Here is a 20502-nt window from a genome sequence, read left to right on the forward strand (position 1 = left end):
ATTGCCCTTCGCCGAACCGGCGATCGATTCCTCCAGAGCGGTTCTTGTTTGAACGGAATCGTTAGAGCCGTTCTATCTCTTTGATCTGGTTGGATTTCCGAGCGCGCAATCATTCATGCTTTTGCTGGAAATGCTCTAGCGTTCCGTGAATGCCCGCGACATGCTCTCGCGGATCGGCTTGGTCAGATAGTCGAGGAAGGTGCGCTCTGCCGTCTCTATCATCACCTCGACCGGCATGCCGGGCGTCGCGGTGAAACCGGGGATCCGGGCAAGCTCGCTCGCGGGCAGCCGGACACGGGCGAGGTAGACTTCCGTGCCGGGGATGGCGGCGTCCGACAGGGCGTCGGCGGAGACATAGTAGACGTCGCCGTAGAGCACCGGCGTGGTGCGCCGGTTGAGCGCGACCAGCCGGATCGTCGCTTTCTGGCCGGGTTTCACGGCATCGATATCCTTGCGCTGGACCTGTGTCTCGATGATGAGCGGGACGTTGGCGGGCAGGATCTCGAGGATCTTCTTGCCGCTTTCGATGACGCCGCCGGAGGTGTGGTAGTACATCCGCACGACGGTGCCGGAGACGGGCGCGTTTATCGTCGAGCGCCGCATGACGTTCTTCGCCTGGCGGGCTTCCTCGCGCACGGCGTCGAGATCACCCTGGCTGCTCTGCAACTCGTCGAGCGCCTTCTGGTTCAGTTCGGTGACGGTCTGGTTGATCTGCTGGCGGTATTTCTCGATCTGGGCGTCCGTCTCGGAGACCTCGGCATCCAGTCGTCCGATCTGGCCTTCGGCGTCGGCCATCGCGCGCTGGATGGCGTTGATCTCCGGCTTGCGAATGAGGCCTTGCTGGAGGAGCTTCAGCTTGCCCGAATATTCCTCTTTCAGGAAGACAAGCTGTTCGGCCATCGACGCGCTCTGCTTCTGGAAGCCTTCGGCGCGGAATTTCAACGATTCGATGTTCTGCTTGAGCAGGCCGATCTCGCTTTCCATGCGGCTTTGCGCGGATCGGAAGCTGGCGACCTGGCCATCGATGATCGAGGCGATGTCGTCGTCGTTCTTGTTGTCGGCGATGATATGGGGAAAGGCGATGTCGGGCTTGTTGGCGACCTGCGATTCGAGCCGCGCGACATTCGCCTCCAGCCGCGCCTGACGCAGGAAAAGCTGCCGCTGCTTCACTTGTGCTGCGATTCCGTCGAGCCGGATCAAGGGCTGGCCGGCGGTGACGTGGTCGCCCTCGCTGACCAGGATTTCCTGGATGATCCCGCCTTCCAGGTGCTGGACCACCTTGTTCTCGCCGGTCGCGACGAAGCTGCCGGCGGAAATGACGGCGGCCGCGAGCGGCGCCGTCGACGCCCATGTGCCGAACCCACCGAACGCCAGCAGGACCAGCACCAGTCCGACCAGCGCATGCTTGTGGATCGAGCGCGGAACCTGGCCGTACCATTCGATATCGTGAACGTGTGCGACACTCGTGGTCATCATGCCACCTGCGGGGTCTGGCTGGCGACCGCTGGGCGCCCGTTGGTGGCGTTCAGCGGAGCGAGCGCCTTGAGGACCTCTTCGCGAACCCCGAACATCGCCACGGTGCCGTTCGAAAGGAGCAGGATCTTGTCCACGCAGTTGAGCAGCGACGGGCGCTGGGTGATGGTGATGACGGTGATCTTCTCCCGCTTGGCGTGCGAAAGCGCCCTGAGGAGTGCGGCGTCGCCGGAGCCGTCGAGATTGGAGTTCGGTTCGTCCAGGACCACCAGGCGCGGATTGCCGAAGAAGGCGCGCGCCAGGGCGATGCGCTGCTTCTGGCCACCGGAGAGCGGCGAGCCGTCGGCCGCCACCATCGTTTCATAGCCCTGCGCGAAGGTCGAGATCAGTTCGTGGACATCGGCCAGCCTGGCGGCCTTGTAGATGTCCTCATCGCTGGCGTCGTCGCGCATGCGGCCGATATTGGCCTTGATGGTGCCGGGAAAGAGCTGCACATCCTGCGGCAGGTAGCCGATGTTCTCGCCGAACTGCCTTTGGTCCCAGTTGCGCAGGTCCATCAGGTCGAGCCGGACGTTGCCGGACGTCGGCAGCAGCGAGCCGACGAGCATTTTTCCGAGCGTCGTCTTGCCGGCGCCGGAATCGCCGATGACGGCAAGCGATTCACCCGCTGCGAGCGTGAAGGACACGCCGTTGAGCACCACCCGCTTGGTTCCCTGCGGCACGAAAAGCAGCCGCTCCACGTCGAGCCGCCCTTGCGGTCGCGGCAATTTCAGCCGCTCGAAATTCAGCGGGGACGATTTGAGCAGGACCGAGATGCGTTCGTAGGCGGAGCGGGTATGGATGAACTGGTGCCAGCCTTCGATGGCGCCTTCGACGGGGGCGAGCGCGCGGCCGGCGATGATGGAGGCGGCGATGACCATGCCGCCCGTCAACTGGCCCTCGAGGGAGAGGTAGGCGCCCCAGCCCAGCATGGCGACCTGCGCCAGCATGCGCACCGCCTTGGAAACCGAAGCCGAAATGACGTTCCGGTCCTGCGCGAGAACCTGCGCCTTCAATGATCCTGCCGTGTCCTGCCCCCAGATCTTCACAGCTTCCGGAATCATCGCCAGCGCGTTGATGATCTGCGAATTGCGCGACATGGAATCGAGATGCAGGTTGGCCCGGCTCTGGAAGTTGCCGGCCTCGTGGAAGGCGCTCGCCGTCATCTTCTGGTTGATGAAGGCGATCACCAGCAGAAGCAGTGCCGCGACGACGGCGATGTAGCCGAGGTCGGGATGGACCAGAAATACGGCCAGCATGAAGAGCGGTGTCAGCGGTGCGTCGAGAAACGACAGCAGCGTTCCCGACACCAGGAACGAGCGCAACTGCTGCAGGTCGCCCAACGTCTGGTATTCGCGGCCGTTGCTGTGCAGCGAAGCGCGTGCCGCGGCACCCAGGATCGGCGCGCCGAGCTGGGCCGCGACCTCGACGGCCGTGCGCATCAGGATAAAGCGGCGGATGGCGTCGAGCACCGCGTTGAGGATGACGGCGCCGGCGATCAGGATCGTCAGCATCACCAGCGTGTCGGTCGAGCGGCTCGTCAGCACGCGATCGGATATCTGGAAGAGATAGACGGGGATGGCCAGAACCAGCACGTTGGTGGCCAGGGTGAAACCCATCACCACAAGCAGGTTGCGGCGGACGGCGCGTATTCCCGCCTGCAAATTGTCGGCGAGATTGATCGGGCCGAGACGGCGATGGAACACGTCGCTCGAGCCGCCTTCCGCCTTTTCGGCCTCGCGCATTTTTGGCGCGCCGGGTGGTTGCGCCCTGACCGGCCCGGTGTCGGCATCCATGGACTTGAGGCTGCCCGCGGCAAACTTCCCGTTCTCCTGCGGCGGCTCCGGGCGTTCGGGTTGGATGATCTTTGCAGCGGCCTCCTGTTGCGGCGGGCCCTCGCCTTGCCGGCCCTTGGCGAGAGCGGATTCGGCATCGATATCGGCCTTGACCGGACCGAACCAGATCGGCTTCGCCTTCAGGCGCAATTGCGCGGCAGCCTCATCCACTTCCCGCATGAACGTCTGGAATTCCTGCTCGAGCCTGTCCAACTGGGGCGGCGCCCTGTCCATGCCGTCGAGATCGGCACGGTCCAATTTCACCGCAGTTTCAGACAAGCCGTTCACGCGCTCGTTCATCGCCGTTTCGAGATCCCGATTTCAGGAAATTACCGATTGCATGACGTCGCTGTGCGCAGGGTGGACGTCGAGAGGGGCCTGGAGCTGCGAGGCAGGGTTCTCGTGAGCCGGGCCGGTCATGTCGTCGCTGAGGAACGCCACGGCCTCGTTGACCAGATGATCGGCGTTCTGCGTTTGCAAGAGATGGTCGGTGCTGATGATGTCGGTCTGGACCAGCAACTCGTCCGAGTAGTGATCACCGCCGACATAGGTCTTGGCTGCCGGATCGACATCGACGATCTGCGCCGAATTGATCAGCGCATTGGAGCCGGTCACGATCGACCAGTTGGCGTCGGTGTTCGCATGGGCGGCGTTCAGCGCCAATGCGACGTCATCGGAGTCGCCGAGCACATTGGTCTGGGAGATGTATTGCAGATCGTAGACGCTGCCCGAGATGTAGAGCACCTTGAGGCCGCCAAGACCCTGGAATGCTTCGTCGTTCAGCACATCGCTGGATAGCGTATGGTTGCCGTGGGCGAAATCGTCCAGCGTCTTCGCAAAGCCGATCGGCAATGCAGCGTTCGCGCTGCTGCCTATGGATGTGATCTTGGCATTGTTCCACAGCAGATTGTCGCCGTTCGACACCGAGCCCTGGCCCTGAGTCTGGAAGTTGGCCAGTGCGCCCACGACGTCGTTGTCGAGAAGCACGTTGGTCTGCGTGATGATGTTCGCGTCGTAATAGCTGCCGCCGATCAGGACGAGATCGTAATATTTGCCGAGATCGGCGATCGAGAGCGCGTTGGTCTGCTGGTTTGCGCCGGTGCCGACCGTCGTCGTCACCCCGGAGGTGGAGGAAACGACGGCGGTGTCGTTGTCGAGCAGGAAATTGACCTGATGGGTCCAGTTCAGGCTGATGAAGTCGCCGTTGATCTCCGTGACCGCCCAGGCCTTGGGGAAACTCGGTTGTCCGGAATTGCCCGATCCGGCGTTCTCGCTGGTGTCGATGTTCAGCATCTGCGCGATGTTGAAGGCGGCCGTGTCGGGTTGTTGTTGCGTGCTCCAGCCGCTCAGGTTGCCGCCGATCGAGTCGGAATCGCTCCAGGCGTTGATCTGGACGATGGCGTTCAACGCGTAGTGGTCGCCTGCCACGGCAAAGACGCCACCTTCGAGCGTGTCGTTGATTATGGCCGCGGAATTGACCAAGGCATTGCTTCCGGTGTTGAGACTGACCGACGTCTCGCCGGCAAGATTGCCCGTTCCGTGGATGACGATGCCGGCGGCGGTGGAACCGCTGCCGTCGATCAAATGGTTGCCGCCGGCGGGATCGGTGATGGAAGGAACCTGCACAGGATCCTTGACGAGCGGCGACGCTGCCGGAAGCACGTCGTCCAGCTTCGGCGCTTCTGCTGCAATGCGGCCGCCAACGTAGATCGCGTCTGCCATCGGCGCATCGAAGGCGGAGACGTGCGTCTGCACGGAAACGCCGCCGTCAACCGTCAGAACGGACATTTCGGCGCCGCCGTCCGGCGTGCCTTGTCCGGCAGCCTCTACACCGGCGACGAACGCTTTCAGCGAAGCCGCTGCGTCGTTGACGAAGGAACCGATGTCTTCCGCTGAACTGAAAGAGGCGGGTGGAATGGGAAGGAACTGCAAAGCATCCTGATACAGGGCGTCGAGGTCGAGGTTGGGCGTGCCGATGGCGTGGAAGGTGACGTTGCCGGCGCCGACATTGACGAAGTCATTGTCCGAAAGCGTGTTGATCTGCACCACATGCGTGGCGACCGAACCGGGCGGCTGGAGTTGGATCGACCCGCTCGAATGCGCGAAAGTAAAATGCCGGGAGATAAAGTCCGGATAGGACTCCGACGGCACGTAGAGTGCCGGGTTTGCCGCCGGAACAACCGGAATCTCCATCGGGGTGAAGGCCACGCCGCCCGGTACAGTCATCGTTTCGATCGTCGGGCCTGCCGGAACATAGTGGATACCGGGATCCGGATCGTCGAAATCGTAGGGGGATTGGAAGGACAATTGGGCGTGGTCGTCGGCTTGCGTCGGCTCGGACGTCGCTTGCAGCGCCTTGAACTCCAGGTAATCGTCGCGCATTCGCGCCTGTTCTGTGGCTATCTGGAACAACCCGATGAAATGAGCGATGGCCTCGCTGATCCGATCCAGATGCACGGAACTATCCTCCTTCTTCGGTGTAGAGGCTTCGCCGTCTTCCGCCGAAAGAGCGGAATGACGGCTGCGCGGGTTGCCCGCGCAGCCGTCCGTTCACAAGCCACGATCAGCCGGTGTGGTCGCCGTCGACCATCTGGTCGTAGTTTCCTCCGACAACCGTCTGGCTGAGCAGGTTTTCCATCATGTTGGCGCCCATCACGATGCTCTGGTTGAAGGCGCTGGTATCGATGGTTGCATCCGCGTGGGCTTGCGACAGGCCGTTGACGTAGCTGTCGTGGCCGTTGTTGGATCCCCACGTGCCGCCGTCGCCGCCTGCGCCGCCGTCACCATTGGTCACGATGCCGCCCATGCCGCCGAAGCCGCCATTGCCGCCGGTCGCAGCGCCGCCGGTGCCGTCGCCGGCCACGGGAACCACGATCGTGTCGCCGCCGAAGGCGAAACCGCCGAAGCCGCCGTCGCCGCCGACGCCAGCGCCTGTGCCGGCACCCGTGCCGGTTCCGGCGCCGAGGCCGAGGCCGAGCGCATCGCCACCGTCGCCGCCCGTGCCGCCGGCACCGCCGAGCGGGCCGTCACCGCCGAAGCCGGCACCAAGGCCGAACGAGTGAGCCTCGCCGCCGTCGCCGGTGTTGGCATTGCCGCTGTCGCCGCCCTGGCCAAGGCCGAGGCCTAGACCAGCCGCATCGCCGCTGTCGCCGCCCGAAGCGTTGCCGCTGTCACCGCCGGTGCCCGTGCCGCTTCCGGCGCCCGAACCGGCACCGTTGCCGCCGTTGCCGCCGGTCGCCTGCGCGGCATCCCCGGCAACGCCGACGCCGACGCCAATCAGGCCGAGGCCGACGCCGAGCGCGTTGCCGCCGCCACCATCGGCGTCACCGCCATTGCCGCCTGTGCCGCTGCCGGCGCCTGTGCCTGTGCCCGTACCGGCACCACCGTCGCCACTGCCTGCGCCACCGCCGTCACCGCTGCCGCTGGCACCGAGGCCGAGGCCGGCTGCGTCGCCGCCATCGCCGGAATTTGCATTGCCGCTGTCACCGCCGGTCGCCGTCGATGCACCGGAGCCGGAGCCTGCGCCGCCGTTTCCGTTGCCGTCGCCGCCATTGGCGTTGCCGCCGTCAGCGCCCTGCGCACCGCCCTGGCCGAGACCGACACCGAGGCCGAGACCGACGCCGAGGCCCGTTCCGGCGCCACCAGCCGCGCCATTGCCGCCGGTCGTGCTGCCGCCCTGGCCCGCGCCGATCGCCGAGCCGCCGATGCCGATGCCACCGAAGTTATGGCCGTCACCGCCGCCGCCGCCATTGGCCGTACCGGCTCCGCCACCGCTTCCGCCCTTGCCGCCGGCATCGATACCGGTTCCGGAGCTCGCGGCACCGCCAGTAGCATTGCCGTTCTGCCAGAAGCCGCCGTCGTTCGACAGCGATACGCTGTCGATCGAATCGTTGTCGCTCAGGTTGTTGATCTGGGCCAGCGAAACGGCGGTGTCGTTGCCTTCGCCGTTGAGCGAGCCGTTCAGGAAGTCGTTGAACGAAGCGCCGTCACCCGGATTGTAGAAGATCTGGCCGTCGTGATTGACCAGCATCTGGTCGATGCGCGAGCCGTTGTCGAGCTTGACGTCGGTGACGTCGCGATTGCTCGGCGCATAGCCGGAGAGGTCGAGGCCGACATCGACATTGACATGGGTGTCGCTGGTGTTGGTGTTGTGGTTCGTGTTGGTACTCGTATTGGTGTTGGTGCTCTCGTTGATCGCCCTGTTGAGATTGGCGTTCAGATTGCCGTTCAGGCTGACGTTCCCGTTGCCGTTCAGGTTGAGATTGCCGTTGCCATTACCATTGCCGTTCTCGTTGCTGGACTCGCTCGACTGGTATTGACCCTGGCCTTGCCCTTGTCCCTGGCCCTGCAACTCGGCCTGAAGCTGCGCCTCGGCCTGGCCTTGTCCCTGGCCTTGATCCTGGTCCTGGCTTTGATCCTGGCTCGGATCGAGCGGGAATAGGCTCGTGTTGTAAGTCGAATTTCTCGGAGACATGTCGCTACCTCATGTTGGAGGCCGGTTTGGCATGCCCCATTCATCTCACAGAGGGCCTTGACCACGCCGGCGGTTGCGAAGCAGGAGCACCGCGATACTCAATACGAACGGGCGGACATGATCCGACCGCCATGCCCCTGGCATGAAGGCGGCTTCATCCGCCATCCGGTGACACCTTTCCCGGCCAGCAACTGCACGCGCCGGGTGAAGTCGTCGAAATCAGGATTATGCCGCATCCCGGATTTTCGAGATGGTGGCAGTGTGGCGCGGGGGAAGGGCGGGGCCTAGCTGCCCGATGGGGCTAGACGGCAGCGCATCGGCCTAGGGTCATCGGCCACATGGCTGCGCAAAACGGGCTTGATAGATGGCTCATGGGCCAATCCGCTACGCCGAAAGGCGGAGGCTCGGATCGGCCGGATCAGTCGGCCGAGGTAGGCCGGCGCGATTGAATGTGGGCGATGAATTCGCCACTTTAGGGCGAAGTCTACGGATAGAGGCGACGATGCAGCGCTTTGACGAGATCCTGCTTCTGATCGGACGTCTGAACTACACCTGGACCAACACCGAGAGCCTGCTCATCCACCTGATCGCTGGCCTCGCGAAAGTGGACAAGGAAACGGCGGTCGTCGTATTCCTGACGCTCAACACCACGCGCGCCAGGATCGATCTCGTCGAGCGGCTGGCGAAGATGGCGAAGACCCCCGAAAAATGCCGGAAGGACATCCTGTCGCTGCTTGAAAAGCTCAACCAGAAATCAAGCCTGCGCAACAAATACAATCACTGCATCTATTCGTTCGACGACAAGGGAGACATCTCCCACACCCATCTCATGCGCATTTTCGATGGCAAGGACACGATAAAATACGGGAAGGTCGAGGCCATGGACGATGCGGAAGTCGGCAGGATTTCCGAATGCATCGAGGACGTCGCCAGGGTGAACAGGGAAATCTGGAGCGTCGTGCGCGCCAACGGGTTTCCACAGTAGGAACCAGTGGCGGCTACGGCCGCACTACGCTCGGCAGAGCGGGATCATCGCAATGGCGCGATGGCCCTGCGGGGTCGGTATGGCCGACTGCTCTTGTCTGGAATTGCCGCTGATATCGGTATTCGAGCGCGATGCCGCCCCAGATCAATCCGAACAGCATGTAGAGATGGCGCCAGTGGTCTGTATCGATGAAGGTGCCGAGCCCGATATGGCCGATATAGACGACATAGGCGCACAGCACGTAGGGCTGCCAGGGGCGGTCGCGAAGCAACAGGCGAAAACCCGCCGCGACGGTCCATAGCGTCAACACCAGGTAGCAGACGAAGCCGAGCCAGCCATAGTCCATCAGCATCTTCAGCCAGATGTCGTGCGTGTCCTCGCCGTAGATCTTGCCGAAGACGAGCGGGCCGATGCCGAGCGGCTTCTCCAGCGCCAGCTGGAAGCCGATAGCATAGCGGTCGAAGCGGCCGAGACGAGCTGAATCGTAGTCCTGGGCGAGCTGCGCACGATTGGACAGCATGTCGGAGACGCCCGGAATCTGCAGCAGCACCAGTATGCCGACAACGAGCAGGGCGATGGCCAGGATCGTCATGACGACGACGCGCAACCGGAACAGGCCGCTACGGCTTTGCAGGAACAGAATGCCTGTGAGCAGGACGGCGGCGACGGCGAACAGGCCCCATGCGCCGCGTGAGAAGGACAGGAAGATGCCGCCGACGACGATCAGCAGCGGCACCGCCAGCAGCGGCATGCGCGACACCGGACCGGTCAAAAGCAGATAGAGCAGGTAGATGCCGGGCAGGGCCAAGAACGGGCCGAAGACGTTAGGGTCCTGGAAGACGCCGGCGGCGCGGCCGTATTTGGTGAAGATCTCGCCGCCGGGCACGAGATTGAAATAACCGGCGATGCCGGCCAGCGAGGTCAGCACGGCCGAGGCCACATAGGCGATGAAGATCAGCCTGTAGACGTCGGGGCGCGCCTCGGTGACGGCAGCGAAGAAGACCGAGGTGAAGGCCAAAAACAACGACACGGACAGATAGAGCGGCGTCTCCATCAGGTCGCTCATCTGCGTCATGGCGATCAGGCCGCCGATGTTCATGACTACGAGCAGCGTCAGGAGCGGCATGGCCGCGCGCGAAATCCGCAGGCCGAACAGTGCCCACACGGCGATGAGCCCGGTCATATAGAGGTCGTACGGGGCCGGCTCGTCGATGACGAAGCCGGACAAAAAGACGCCAAGAAAGACCGCGCCCGAGGCGATCAGCGCGATGAGCTTGGCGTTGACCGCTGCAGGGGGCAGGTCATGGGCGAGGGCTCTCAATAGGCGTTTTCCGTATTGAGCAGCCTGACCGGCGTGAGCAGCAGGATCTTGAGGTCGAACAGCATCGACCAGTTCTCGATATAGAACAGGTCGTATTCGGTGCGCATGCGGATCTTCTCGTTGGTGTCCATCTCGCCGCGCCAGCCGTTGATCTGCGCCCAGCCGGTGACGCCGGGTTTCACCTTGTGACGGGCGAAGTAGCCGTCGACCACTTCGTTGTAGAGCAGATTGTGCGACTGGGCGGCGACCGCGTGCGGGCGGGGACCGACGAGGGAGAGGGAACCGAACAGCGAATTGAAGAACTGCGGCAGTTCGTCGATGGAGGTCTTGCGGATGAAGCGGCCGACGCGGGTGACGCGCGGATCGTTCTTGGTCACGGTCTTCCTGGCGGTCGGATCCGACTGTTCGGCATACATCGAACGGAACTTGTAGACTTCGACGACTTCATTGTTGAAGCCGTGGCGCTTCTGCTTGAACAGCACCGGCCCCTTGGAGTCGAGCTTGATGGCGATGGCGGTCGCCAGCATTACCGGCGAGAACAGCACGATGCCGATGATCGAGAAGACGATGTCGAAGGCGCGCTTGGCGACCGAATCCCAGCCGTTGATCGGCTTGTCGAAGATATCCAGCATCGGCACGGCGCCGATGTAGGAATAGGAGCGCGGCCGGAACTGCAGCGCGTTCGAATGCGCCGACAGGCGGATGTCGACCGGCAGCACCCACAGCTTCTTCAACAGTTGCAGCACGCGCGTTTCGGCGGTGATCGGCAGCGACACGATCAGCATGTCGATGCGGGCGATGCGGGCGAAGGCGATGAGCTCGGAGATGGTGCCGAGCTTGGGATAGCCGGCGACAATGGGCGGCGAGCGGCTATCGTCGCGGTCGTCGAAGATGCCGCAGATGCGAATATCGTTGTAGGGCTGCTTCTCGACGGAGCGAATCAGCGTTTCGGCCGCCTTGCCGCCGCCGACGATGACGGCGCGGCGCTCCATGCGCCCGTCGCGTGCCCAGCGCCGGATCAGCCGCGAGAGAACGAGTCTGAAGACCAGCAGCAGGGCGAGACCGGTGGCGAACCAGATGGCGAAGAGGACGCGGGAATAATCCTGCGACATCTTCATGAAGAAGGCGGCGACGGCCATCAGCGCGAAGGCCGCCGACCAGCACAGCACGATCCGGCCGACATGGTTGAACGGCCGCATCAGCGCCGCGATCTGGTAGCAATCGGCGACGTCAAGCAGGATGACAGCGAGCAGCGAGATGCTGGCGATCGCCAGCGGATACTGCCACGGCAGGTATTCGAAGACGCCGACATACCAGAAATAGGCTGCGAGGCCGGAGGCGAACATCAGCGCCAGTTCGATCAGCCGCACGACGCCGCTCACCATGACGGGAGACATCGTGTCGCGCCGGTACTGCGAGGCGACCTGGCGTGCCACCTCGTTGATGCCGGCCGGTGTTTCCTTGGTGGCCGAAGCCTCCAGTTTGCGCACCGCGGTGGCCGTGAAGCGGCGCGCGGGATCGATCTCGTTCATGGATACTGCCCGCAAGTCTCCCGTCTGCGTAGCAAAAGAGAGCTAAGAATCCCTTGAAGGGACCGGTCGCTTTGGAAACGACTTACTTGGCGAGGGCGGTGAAATAGGCCTGCTCGATGGTGCTGGCCATGACGTCGGCGCCAAAGCGCGCTTTGAGCATGGCGATGCCGGGCATCAGCGCCCGATAGGCAGCTGGGTCGGAGAGGGCGAAGGTCATCTTGTGCGCCAGTTCGGCTGGATCGGGTTTCACCAGGGCAGGGGAGTCGACGCCGAATATCTCCGGAATGCCGCCGACGGCGGTGGCGATCATCGGTGTGCCGGCAGCCAACGTCTCGAGCACGATGTAGGGCATGGCCTCGGCGCGGGACGGCACGACCACCAGCCTTGCCAGCGTGAAGGCCTGCCTTGCGGGCATGGGCGCATGGAAGACCACGCGATCGCCGAGACCGAGACGGGCGACCTGCTGCCTGTAGCGCGGCAGATCCTCGCCGTCGCCGACCATGACGGCACTGATGCGGCGCGCCGCCAGCGCCTCAGCCTGGACCAGCGCGTCGATGAAGATGTCCGGTCCCTTCAGGTCGCGCATCATGCCGATATAGAGCATGTCGGCGGCATCCGGACGGACGGATACCGGCTGGAATTCGTCCTCGTTCAGACCATTGTAGACGAGGGCGTTGGGAATGGGCGGTTCGCCGACCTTGCGGCGATAGGCCTGCCGCTCATATCCCGAAACGAACAGCAGGCAGTCGGTGAAGCGCGCCATCGTGCGTTCCAGCGCGAAGAACAGCTTTCCCGTCAGCGTGCTTTCGTCATAGTGCAGGCTGCCGCCATGCGGTGAATAAAGGCGGGCCACGCGAGACCTTGAAACCCGCAACAGTGAGCCGAACAGACGCGCATAAGTGCCGCCCTTGGCGCCGTGGCCATGGATGACGTCCGGCTGCAATTCCTTGATGATCCGATAGGTTCTCCATGCCGAGGCGATGTCGCCGGGGCCGATGTGACGCTGCATGGGCGTACGCTGGATGCCGAGCGCCAGCTTCGGCCTGATATCCTCGAACAGGCGCTCCTCGTACTCCCCGCCGGTGGTCGAATCGCAGACGATGCCGACCTGGTGTCCCGCCGCTATCTGCGCGTCCGTCAGGTCGCGCACGTGGCGGAAGATGCCTCCAACCGGCGAGCGAAAACAGTGGACGATCCTCAGCCGCTGCACGGCGATCAGAACAGGCGTTCGCGAACGTAGACGGTATCGCCGGGCAGCAACGGGTCGGAGGTGCGGACACGTCCGGTGATGACCTTGCCGTTGATGTCGCGGGTGATGTCGACGCTTTCCTGGTTGGCGCGCGGTGAGAAGCCGCCGGCGATGGCGATCGCCTTCTGCACCGTCAGGCCCGGCACGTAGGAATACTGGCCGCCGGCGCCCACTTCACCCATGACGAAGATCGGCCGGTATCGGTCGATCTCGACCGATACATCGGGATCGCGCAGGTAGCCTTGGCGCAGCTTGGCCGCGATCTCGCCTTCGAGCTGCTGGGCGGTATGGCCTCGCGCCGGAACAGCGCCGACGAGCGGGAAGGAGATGTAGCCGGACTGATCGACGCTGTAGGTGTTGGTCAGCCCCTCCTGCTCGAAGACGGTGACGCGGATGCGGTCGCCGGCACCCAGCCTGTAGGGCTGGTCGAGCGCCTTGTGGAAGGCTGCCGGCGTCGGCCGGTAGCTCGAGCAGCCGGCAAGCAGCGCGGCGGCAAGCAGGGCGCTGATAAGCGATGTGGGGCGTTTCATCACCGGAGACGTACCTTCGACTTGCCGCAAGCGGGCGGCGGGCTTGAAGACCGGCCTCGTTATCTCCCTGTTAGGGTTAATGGCCGGTAAAGGCGGCGCGCCGGAGCGTGTCGATTCAGCCGTGTCCGAAGGCGCCATGGCGGCTATCCGCCATCTTAACCGCTGAGTTACCATAGTTGTTTACGGTGCGGCCCGACCCATCGTGGGGAGCAGGTTGCATGTCTGGCGCACAATCCACCGCCGCCGATCTCGATGTCGATCTCAGGCAGCTTTTCGCGAGTCTCGCGAGAAACTGGCTGCGCATCGTCGTGGTGGCGCTGATCGTCACCGGATTGGCGCTGGTCGTCGCCTGGCTCGCCACGCCGTATTATAAGGGTGCGACCCGGCTGCTGATCGAGACGCGCGAATCGGTCTTCACCCGTCCGGACGCGGGAGCCGACACCAATCGTCCCATCCTCGACGAGGAGGGGGTGACCAGCCAGGTCGAGGTCATCTCGTCCACAGACATTCTCAAGCAGGTGGCGCAGAAGCTGGACCTGGCACGCCTGCCCGAGTTCGACGAGGCCGCCGACATGTCGGTAGCCGAACGACTCATGGTGATCGCCGGCCTGAAAAGCGATCCGAACGAAGTGCCCGCCGACGAGCGGGTGCTGAAGAAGATGCAGGAGAAGCTCAACGTCTACCGCGTCGACAAATCGCGCGTCATCGTCATCGAGTTTTCTTCGCAGGATCCGAAGCTGGCGGCCGAGATCCCTAACGCCATCGCCGACACCTACATCGACGTGCAGGGCAACGCGAAGCTGGAATCGAACTCGGCCGCAACCGAGTGGCTGGCGCCCGAGATCGCGGACCTCTCCAAGCGTGTGAAGGACGCTGAGGCCAAGGTCGCGGCTTTCCGCGCGCAGTCGGACCTGCTGATGGGCCAGAACAATTCGGTGTTGGTGACGCAGCAGCTTTCGGAGCTGTCCAGCGAGCTGTCTCGCGTTCGGGCAAGCCGGGCATCGGCCGAAGCGACGGCGGAAAGCGTGCGCAAGGCGCTGGCCGCCGGCGGTTCGCTCGATTCGCTGCCCGAGGTGCTGTCATCGAACCTGATCCAGCGGCTGCGCGAGCGGCAGGTGCAGCTTCAGAACCAGATCGCCGACCTGTCGACGACGCTGCTCGACAGCCATCCGCGCATCCGTTCGCTTCGTTCCCAGCTTGCCGACCTCGACAACCAGATCCGTCGCGAGGCTGAAAAGGTGCTGGCAGGCTTGAAAACGGAAGCGCAGACCGCGCAGGCGCGCGAGAACCAGTTGGTCGCGGACCTCAACACGCTGAAGGCCGAATCCGCGCGCGCCGGCGAGGAGCAGGTGGAACTGAATGCGCTGGAGCGCGAGGCCAACGCCCAGCGCCAGCTGCTCGAATCCTATATGACGCGCTACCGCGAGGCTTCGTCGCGCGAGGATCGCAACTACCTGCCGGTCGACGCGCGCATCTTCTCGCGTGCGGTGACACCGGCCGAGCCCTACTTCCCGAAAATCCTTCCCATCGTCAGCGCGGCCTTCGTCGCTTCGCTGCTGCTGATGGCGATCGGAACGCTGCTGGCCGAACTGTTCTCCGGCCGGGCCATGAGGCCGGCGGCGCGGCCGATGCGGCCGGAGCCCGTTGCCGAAGTGGCGATGCCCGCGGTGCAGGAGCCGGTTGCGACTGTCGCGCCTGAGCCGAAGGTCGTCGAAACCGCTGTGGCGGCGACGCCCGCGCAGCCTCTCATCTTGGAAGACGACGTGGAGGAGCCGCTGCCCGATCTAGACAGCCACGATCCGCACGATGGCTCTTATGAAGAGCCGGAGGTCGTTGCCGCCGCAGCGCCGTTACGATCCGTGCTGGGCGAGATCGACATCGCCATGGCCGCCGAAAAACTGATCGCCGGCGGTGCAGCGCGCGCCATCGTCGTGTCGCCCGAGGGTGACGAGGCGGCGGCGACGGCGGTACTGGTGGCGCGCGAGGTGGCGGATGCCGGCTTGCGGGTCCTGCTGCTCGACCTGACGGCTTCGGGTGCGGCGTCGCGCCCGATGCTGGATAGTGCGCTTCTGCCCGGCATCACCAATCTTCTGGCGTCGGAATCGCAGTTCAGCGACGTGATCCACCCCGATCACTATTCGGATTGCCACGTCATTCCCGTTGGTACCGCCGATCCGGCGCGTGCCATGCGGGCCGCCGATCGCCTGCCGATCATCATGCAGTCGTTGACGACGGCCTACGATCTCGTGGTTGTCGAGTGCGGCCCGACGGATGCGCAGGGGATTCGCCGGCTGGTAGGCGAAGGGACGGAGGTGTTCGTCAGCGTCCTGGAGCCCGACGACACTGTGGCCGAAGCCGCCGTCAAGCTGATCGAGAACGGCTATCCGGACCTGACACTGGTGACGCCGGACGGTCGGCCAACACCGGGCACGCCCGTCCCCGGGCGGTCGGCGGCGTAGGACGGAAGCACCGGGAGGTTTGCCGGATCAGTCTTCGTCGGAAGGGGGTCTTTTACCGGCCGTCTTGCGGCGCAGCGCCTTCGTCAGGCTCCAGATCTTCGGGCTGTTCTTGATGAAGGCCTTGATGCCCGCATTGCCGCGCAGGCCGGAGGCCAGCATGCGCCCCTTGAGCGTCAATGGAACGAGGACGTCGAGATGCTTCATCTCGATATCGCACCACTGGCGCTTGTAAGGCTCGTCGCCGACGGAGAAGTCGTAGACGGAAAAGCCGTCCCGGCAGGCTTCGGCTATGTTCTCGAAAAAGAGGAAATCGCCGGGACTGGCGTGGGCAAGGTCGTCTTCCGAAATGGCGCCGAACTCGCAGATCAGGCGCCGGCCACCGACGCTGGAGCCTGTCACGGCGCGCAGCTTGCCTGCCACCTCCAGCCCATGCAGGAGGAAGGGCGGTTCGCTCTCCTTCAGCGCCTCGGCAAACAGCTTGTGGAAGAATATCCTGACCTGCGGGTCGCCGAAGACGTTGGCGATGCCCATGCGGCGGAAGCGGAACTCTTTCATGGCGAAGAAGGCGTAGAGCAGGCTGTGCACTTCCTCCGGCGTATGTGCCTGGATGCGCCGGAAACCGCCGGCCGCCTCGAACTTGCGCGTCTGCGAGCGGTGCTTCTTCTTCTTGCGCTTGCCGCTCATGCGCGAAAGCACGGCCTCGAAGCCGCCGTCGAGATCGACCGCGAGCGAAAGGTTCGGGCTCGGGAAGGAAGGCAGTTTCGCCAGCGGATTCGCCGTGCCGTCGAAATCGGGCAGCAGGCGCTGCAAGGCAACCACGTCGATGTCGGGGCGGGCGGCCGCGACGGCATCGAACAGCGTCCGTATCTGCGAGCAGGTGATCTCGTCCAGCCGGGCCGGGTCCACGGCGGCGAAATTGCCGTTGGCGTGACGCCCGCCCATGAAGCGCGCGATGCGGAACGGCCCGTGGCGTTCGATTTCGAGCGCCAGGCTCAAAACGGGCCGGCCGCCGGCCGCAAGCGTGGCGAGGATGGCGTCGGGGCGTATCTGCTCGGTCCAGTGGCGCACCCACTGGGGGCTCTGTGCAGGGGCGAAGAGCGCCGTGCGGCAGAAGACTGAATAGGCTGCTTGTGCCTCATCCGAGATTGGCGAAACGCTGGCCGTGGCAAGGTCGTCCCCGGCCGCGCGCGGCGAGGTCATGACGGCTCGATGGCCGGATTCCTTGAGCGACGCGGTCGCGTCAGCCATGCCTCTTGTCCCGGACGGGCCTGCCGTATTCAGGCTTGTCAGCGCCTAATTGCGCGAAGGCTAGGCGCAAATAGTGAAGGAAAGACAAAATGGGGCAGAGGCCGCCGCCCGGCCGGTCAGTGCCGTGCGCGCGGCTCGGCGATCATCCATTTGATGATGCCCATTGCCGGCAACACCCACAACAGGCCGCTGAAAAGGAAGAAAAGCAGGTGCACGACTGGGCCAGATTCTGAAAGCTGGGCGACCGCCACGATCGTCGCCACGATCGCATAGACGATCACCAGCGCGACCAGCAGGACGGTTCCGATCAGCTTCTTCAGGCGCACGGGCATGGCATCGGCCTCGCTTCGACCCATGCTCGATAGGGCCAAAGCCGGGCGTGCGCAACCCGTTCCGGCCGGCGCGACGGCGTGCCGCGCCGCACGGGCTTGCCAGCCGGCGCACCTTGGTCCACCAAGCTGGCTCCATCAATCCGCGCCTCAATGACCGGAGCCGTCATGGCCGCCATTGCCGAAAACTCAGCGCCGCTCGCCGCCCGCGACCGGGATGTCCGCAACCGGGCACTGGTGCGTGGCTGGCTCTATCTGGTGCTGGTGGCGCTGGTGGCGCTGGTGATGGTGGGCGGCGCTACGCGCATGACGGGATCGGGACTGTCGATCACCGAATGGCAGCCGATCCACGGCGTCATCCCACCGCTCAATGCGGCCGAATGGCAGGAGGAATTCACCAAGTACCAGCAGATCCCGCAGTTCCAGCAGCTCAACAAGGATATGACGCTGGGCGAATTCAAGGGCATCTTCTGGTGGGAGTGGTCGCATCGGCTGCTGGCACGCGGCATCGGCTTTCTTGTCGCCATCCCGCTCGTGTTCTTCTGGCTGACGGGACGTCTGGAGCGCAGGATGAAGCCGCGTCTGGTCGGTCTCCTGGCACTGGGCGGCCTGCAGGGCGCCATCGGCTGGTGGATGGTCGCCTCGGGGCTGACCGAACGCGTTTCGGTCAGCCAGTACCGGCTGGCGACGCACCTCACCATGGCCTGCGTCATCATCGTTGCCGTGACCTATATGGCGCGCGCCGTTGCCACATATTCGCAAGAGGCGGCGTCCCGCGGTATCCAGCGGTTTTCCGGCGTCCTCGTTGCGATGGTGCTGGTGCAGATCTATCTCGGCGGGCTGGTCGCCGGCCTGCATGCGGGGCTGACCTACAACACCTGGCCGCTGATGGACGGGGCGATCATTCCTGGCGATCTGTTCGTCATCGAGCCTGCGTGGCGCAACCTGTTCGAGAACCCGAAGACCGTGCAGTTCATCCACCGCATGTTCGCCTATACGGTCTTTCTGGTCGCGCTCTGGCATGCTCTGGCCATGACACGGGCCTTGCCGGGATCGACCCATGCGCGGCGTGCCTGGGTGCTGTTCGGGCTGGTCACAGTGCAGGCCGCCATCGGCGTCGGGACGTTGTTGATGCAGGCGCCGATCGACGTGGCGCTGACGCATCAGTTCGTCGCCATGCTGGTGCTGATCTTCGCCACCGCCCATTGGCGCGGCACCAAGGGTGCTTACCCGCTGCCGCACGCGGTCGAAATCAGAAGCTGAGGCGTACGGCGCGGATCGCGCTTGCTACCGCCAGTTCGCGCTGCTCGTCCAAGTCATTGCTGTCTCCGGCATGCCAGGCCGCCGAAAGCGCGCCGTAGGCGACGGCGTGGTCCAGCAGGCGGCGTGGATCGTGACCCATGCTCAGAGAGAACACCGTCGCCATATACGCAATGCGGTCGGGATCGAGGCAGAGATCGTCGCAGTCGAGCGGGTTGTAGAACAGGTTGGCGGCGTCGAAGCCCGCGTCACCCAGAACCCCCTTCGGGTCGATGGCAAGCCAGCCGCGCGGGCTTTCCATGATGTTGTCGTGATGCAGGTCGCCGTGCAGCGGCCGCACGTCCTGCGGGTCGGACAGGAGCCGTTCGGCGATTGCGGCGGCTTCGCTGTAGAGACTGGTCGTGCCCGATGCGGCATCGGCCCGGGCCTTGTCGAAAAGCGCGGAAAACCGTTCGCGCAGCGGCTGCAGTTCCGCAGGCAGCCGTCGCCGCGACGGGGCGTGCAGCCGCGCCATGACCTCGGCGGCGATTTCGGTGGCTGCCTCATCGCCGTCGCCGGCTAGGACCGCGGTCAGGTGGCGGGTGCCGGCATATTCCAGCAGCATGTCCATGCGGTCGCGGCCGAGCAGGCGCACGGCGCCGTGGCCGTCGCGCCAGTCGAGATACCAGGCGCCGCGCAATTCGTCATCGACGTCGTCGAACGGCTTGAGCGCCTTCACGGCCGCAAGCGAGCCGTCCTCGCGCGTCACTTTCCAGATGCGGCTGGAAAACGTCTCGGCGATCTGTTCGGCAGCGGCGATCTTCCAGCGGCGCGGGAAGCGCCGTGGCAGGGTCAAGCCTTCAGGCCCAGCATGAGGTCGAGGTTCTGCACCGCGGCCCCCGACGCACCCTTGCCGAGATTGTCGTAGACGGCGACCAGCAGCGCCTGCGCGCGGGCGTCGTTGGCGAAGACATAGAGCTTCATGCGGTTGGTGCCGTTGTATTCCTCCGGCTGGAGGTCGGGCAGGCGCTCGCTGTCGGCATAGGGCGCGACCTCGACCACGCCGCCGTCGATGCCGGCATAATGGTCGGCGAGTGCCGCGTGCAGATCGGCGCCTTTCGGCACTTTCGGCAACCCTTCCAACTGCAGCGGAACGACGGTGATCATCCCTTGCGCGAAATTGCCGACGGCCGGCTGCATGATCGGATCGCGCGAAAGGCCGGCGTAGCGGCGCAGTTCCGGCACATGCTTGTGCTTCAGCGTCAGGCCATAGGGCAGGAATTCCGGGGCATCCTCGCCCTTGGCGGCATAGTCCTCGATCATCGGCCGGCCGCCGCCGGAATAGCCGGTGATGCCGTTGACCGTGACCGGATAGTCGGCAGGCAGGAGGCCGCCAGCGATCAGCGGGCGCAGCGTGGCGATCGGGCCTTGCGGCCAGCAGCCGGGATTGGCGACACGCTTGGCTTCCGCAATGCGCCGGGATTGTCCGGCATCCATTTCGGCAAAACCGTACTCCCAGCCTGCGGCGGTGCGATGGGCCGTGGAGGCATCGATGACGCGGGTGGTGTCGTTGGCGATCAGCGACACGCTTTCCTTCGCCGCATCGTCGGGCAGGCACAGGATGGCGACGTCGGCCTCGTTGAGCGCATCGGCGCGGGCGGCCGTGTCCTTGCGGCGTTCGACAGGCACCGAGATCACGTCGATATCGCTGCGGTCGGCGAGCAGCGCGCGGATCTGCAAGCCCGTGGTGCCGTGTTCGCCGTCGATGAAGATTTTCGGTTTCATGCCT

General features: G+C 64.5%; 15 protein-coding genes. 3 read left to right on the forward strand and 12 right to left on the reverse strand.

Going from position 1 to position 20502, the window contains the following annotated elements:
- Positions 1-135: 135 nt before the first annotated feature.
- From E6C48_RS02125 to E6C48_RS22995, 4 genes are all read right to left on the reverse strand, one after another.
- Positions 136-1473, reverse strand: coding sequence for an HlyD family type I secretion periplasmic adaptor subunit (locus tag E6C48_RS02125; RefSeq protein ID WP_136353488.1), 1338 nt, complete (start codon positions 1471-1473; stop codon positions 136-138).
- The gene (locus E6C48_RS02130) at positions 1473-3647 is read right to left on the reverse strand and encodes a type I secretion system permease/ATPase (RefSeq protein ID WP_136353490.1); all 2175 of its coding nucleotides are present in this window, start codon (positions 3645-3647) and stop codon (positions 1473-1475) included. The genes E6C48_RS02125 and E6C48_RS02130 overlap by 1 nt, the downstream gene beginning before the upstream one ends.
- A 21-nt stretch (positions 3648-3668) precedes the next feature.
- Positions 3669-5729 (reverse strand): hypothetical protein, encoded by a 2061-nt coding sequence (locus tag E6C48_RS02135; RefSeq protein ID WP_136353492.1) that lies wholly within the window; start codon positions 5727-5729, stop codon positions 3669-3671.
- Positions 5730-5910: 181 nt separating this feature from the next.
- Entirely contained in the window at positions 5911-7821 is a 1911-nt protein-coding gene (locus E6C48_RS22995; RefSeq protein ID WP_136353494.1) for a hypothetical protein, read from the reverse strand.
- Positions 7822-8323: 502 nt separating this feature from the next.
- Here E6C48_RS22995 and E6C48_RS02145 point away from each other — a divergent pair.
- Positions 8324-8806 carry a hypothetical protein gene (locus tag E6C48_RS02145; protein WP_136353496.1) on the forward strand — a complete coding sequence of 161 codons (483 nt, stop codon included), beginning with the start codon at positions 8324-8326 and terminating at the stop codon, positions 8804-8806.
- A 13-nt stretch (positions 8807-8819) separates the two neighbouring features.
- On the opposite strand, the gene E6C48_RS02150 is transcribed toward E6C48_RS02145, so the two are convergent.
- The 4 genes from E6C48_RS02150 to E6C48_RS02165 all read right to left on the reverse strand — a co-directional run bounded on the left by E6C48_RS02150 (position 8820) and on the right by E6C48_RS02165 (position 13438).
- Positions 8820-10127, reverse strand: a complete 1308-nt coding sequence (locus E6C48_RS02150; RefSeq protein ID WP_136353498.1) for an O-antigen ligase family protein — start codon at positions 10125-10127, stop codon at positions 8820-8822.
- The gene (locus E6C48_RS02155) at positions 10124-11659 is read right to left on the reverse strand and encodes an undecaprenyl-phosphate glucose phosphotransferase (RefSeq protein ID WP_136353500.1); all 1536 of its coding nucleotides are present in this window, start codon (positions 11657-11659) and stop codon (positions 10124-10126) included. The genes E6C48_RS02150 and E6C48_RS02155 overlap by 4 nt, the downstream gene beginning before the upstream one ends.
- Before the next feature lie 82 nt (positions 11660-11741).
- The gene (locus E6C48_RS02160) at positions 11742-12869 is read right to left on the reverse strand and encodes a glycosyltransferase family 4 protein (protein ID WP_407940937.1); all 1128 of its coding nucleotides are present in this window, start codon (positions 12867-12869) and stop codon (positions 11742-11744) included.
- Between the two features lie 5 nt (positions 12870-12874).
- Positions 12875-13438 (reverse strand): polysaccharide biosynthesis/export family protein, encoded by a 564-nt coding sequence (locus tag E6C48_RS02165; RefSeq protein ID WP_136353502.1) that lies wholly within the window; start codon positions 13436-13438, stop codon positions 12875-12877.
- Positions 13439-13656: 218 nt separating this feature from the next.
- Here E6C48_RS02165 and E6C48_RS02170 point away from each other — a divergent pair, with 218 nt between their 5' ends.
- Positions 13657-15897, forward strand: a complete 2241-nt coding sequence (locus tag E6C48_RS02170; protein WP_136353504.1) for a GumC family protein — start codon at positions 13657-13659, stop codon at positions 15895-15897.
- Positions 15898-15924: 27 nt separating this feature from the next.
- Here the strand turns inward: E6C48_RS02170 and E6C48_RS02175 are convergent, their stop codons facing one another.
- Positions 15925-17145 carry a GNAT family N-acetyltransferase gene (locus E6C48_RS02175; RefSeq protein WP_136353506.1) on the reverse strand — a complete coding sequence of 407 codons (1221 nt, stop codon included), beginning with the start codon at positions 17143-17145 and terminating at the stop codon, positions 15925-15927.
- Between the two features lie 116 nt (positions 17146-17261).
- The gene (locus E6C48_RS02180; protein WP_136353508.1) at positions 17262-17477 is read right to left on the reverse strand and encodes a DUF2842 domain-containing protein; all 216 of its coding nucleotides are present in this window, start codon (positions 17475-17477) and stop codon (positions 17262-17264) included.
- A gap of 165 nt (positions 17478-17642) precedes the next feature.
- On the opposite strand from E6C48_RS02180, the gene E6C48_RS02185 reads away from it, so the two are divergent.
- Positions 17643-18737, forward strand: coding sequence for a COX15/CtaA family protein (locus E6C48_RS02185; protein WP_136353510.1), 1095 nt, complete (start codon positions 17643-17645; stop codon positions 18735-18737).
- Here E6C48_RS02185 and E6C48_RS02190 read toward each other — a convergent pair.
- Together E6C48_RS02190 and argC are read right to left on the reverse strand one after the other, a co-directional pair.
- Positions 18727-19569: an aminoglycoside phosphotransferase family protein gene (locus tag E6C48_RS02190; protein WP_206086424.1), complete on the reverse strand. Its 843-nt coding sequence runs from the start codon at positions 19567-19569 to the stop codon at positions 18727-18729. The two genes, E6C48_RS02185 and E6C48_RS02190, sit on opposite strands and share 11 nt — an antisense overlap.
- On the reverse strand, positions 19566-20498 hold the full coding sequence (argC, locus tag E6C48_RS02195) for an N-acetyl-gamma-glutamyl-phosphate reductase (RefSeq protein WP_136353513.1): 933 nt from the start codon (positions 20496-20498) through the stop codon (positions 19566-19568). Before argC ends, E6C48_RS02190 begins: the two co-directional genes overlap by 4 nt.
- Positions 20499-20502: the final 4 nt, after the last annotated feature.

Source organism: Ollibium composti (assembly GCF_004801285.1).
In the GTDB taxonomy this organism is placed as follows: domain Bacteria; phylum Pseudomonadota; class Alphaproteobacteria; order Rhizobiales; family Rhizobiaceae; genus Mesorhizobium; species Mesorhizobium composti.

Bases quoted from the DNA above. Each gene is read 5' to 3' on its own strand.
- E6C48_RS02155 (WP_136353500.1), bottom strand. From the start codon at position 11,659: ATGAACGAGATCGATCCCGCGCGCCGCTTCACGGCCACCGCGGTGCGC.
- argC (WP_136353513.1), bottom strand. From the start codon at position 20,498: ATGAAACCGAAAATCTTCATCGACGGCGAACACGGCACCACGGGCTTG.
- E6C48_RS02125 (WP_136353488.1), bottom strand. From the start codon at position 1,473: ATGACCACGAGTGTCGCACACGTTCACGATATCGAATGGTACGGCCAG.
- E6C48_RS02135 (WP_136353492.1), bottom strand. From the start codon at position 5,729: ATGCGCGACGATTACCTGGAGTTCAAGGCGCTGCAAGCGACGTCCGAG.
- E6C48_RS02175 (WP_136353506.1), bottom strand. From the start codon at position 17,145: ATGGCTGACGCGACCGCGTCGCTCAAGGAATCCGGCCATCGAGCCGTC.
- E6C48_RS02170 (WP_136353504.1), top strand. From the start codon at position 13,657: ATGTCTGGCGCACAATCCACCGCCGCCGATCTCGATGTCGATCTCAGG.
- E6C48_RS02180 (WP_136353508.1), bottom strand. From the start codon at position 17,477: ATGCCCGTGCGCCTGAAGAAGCTGATCGGAACCGTCCTGCTGGTCGCG.
- E6C48_RS22995 (WP_136353494.1), bottom strand. From the start codon at position 7,821: ATGTCTCCGAGAAATTCGACTTACAACACGAGCCTATTCCCGCTCGAT.
- E6C48_RS02185 (WP_136353510.1), top strand. From the start codon at position 17,643: ATGGCCGCCATTGCCGAAAACTCAGCGCCGCTCGCCGCCCGCGACCGG.
- E6C48_RS02165 (WP_136353502.1), bottom strand. From the start codon at position 13,438: ATGAAACGCCCCACATCGCTTATCAGCGCCCTGCTTGCCGCCGCGCTG.
- E6C48_RS02145 (WP_136353496.1), top strand. From the start codon at position 8,324: ATGCAGCGCTTTGACGAGATCCTGCTTCTGATCGGACGTCTGAACTAC.
- E6C48_RS02130 (WP_136353490.1), bottom strand. From the start codon at position 3,647: ATGAACGAGCGCGTGAACGGCTTGTCTGAAACTGCGGTGAAATTGGAC.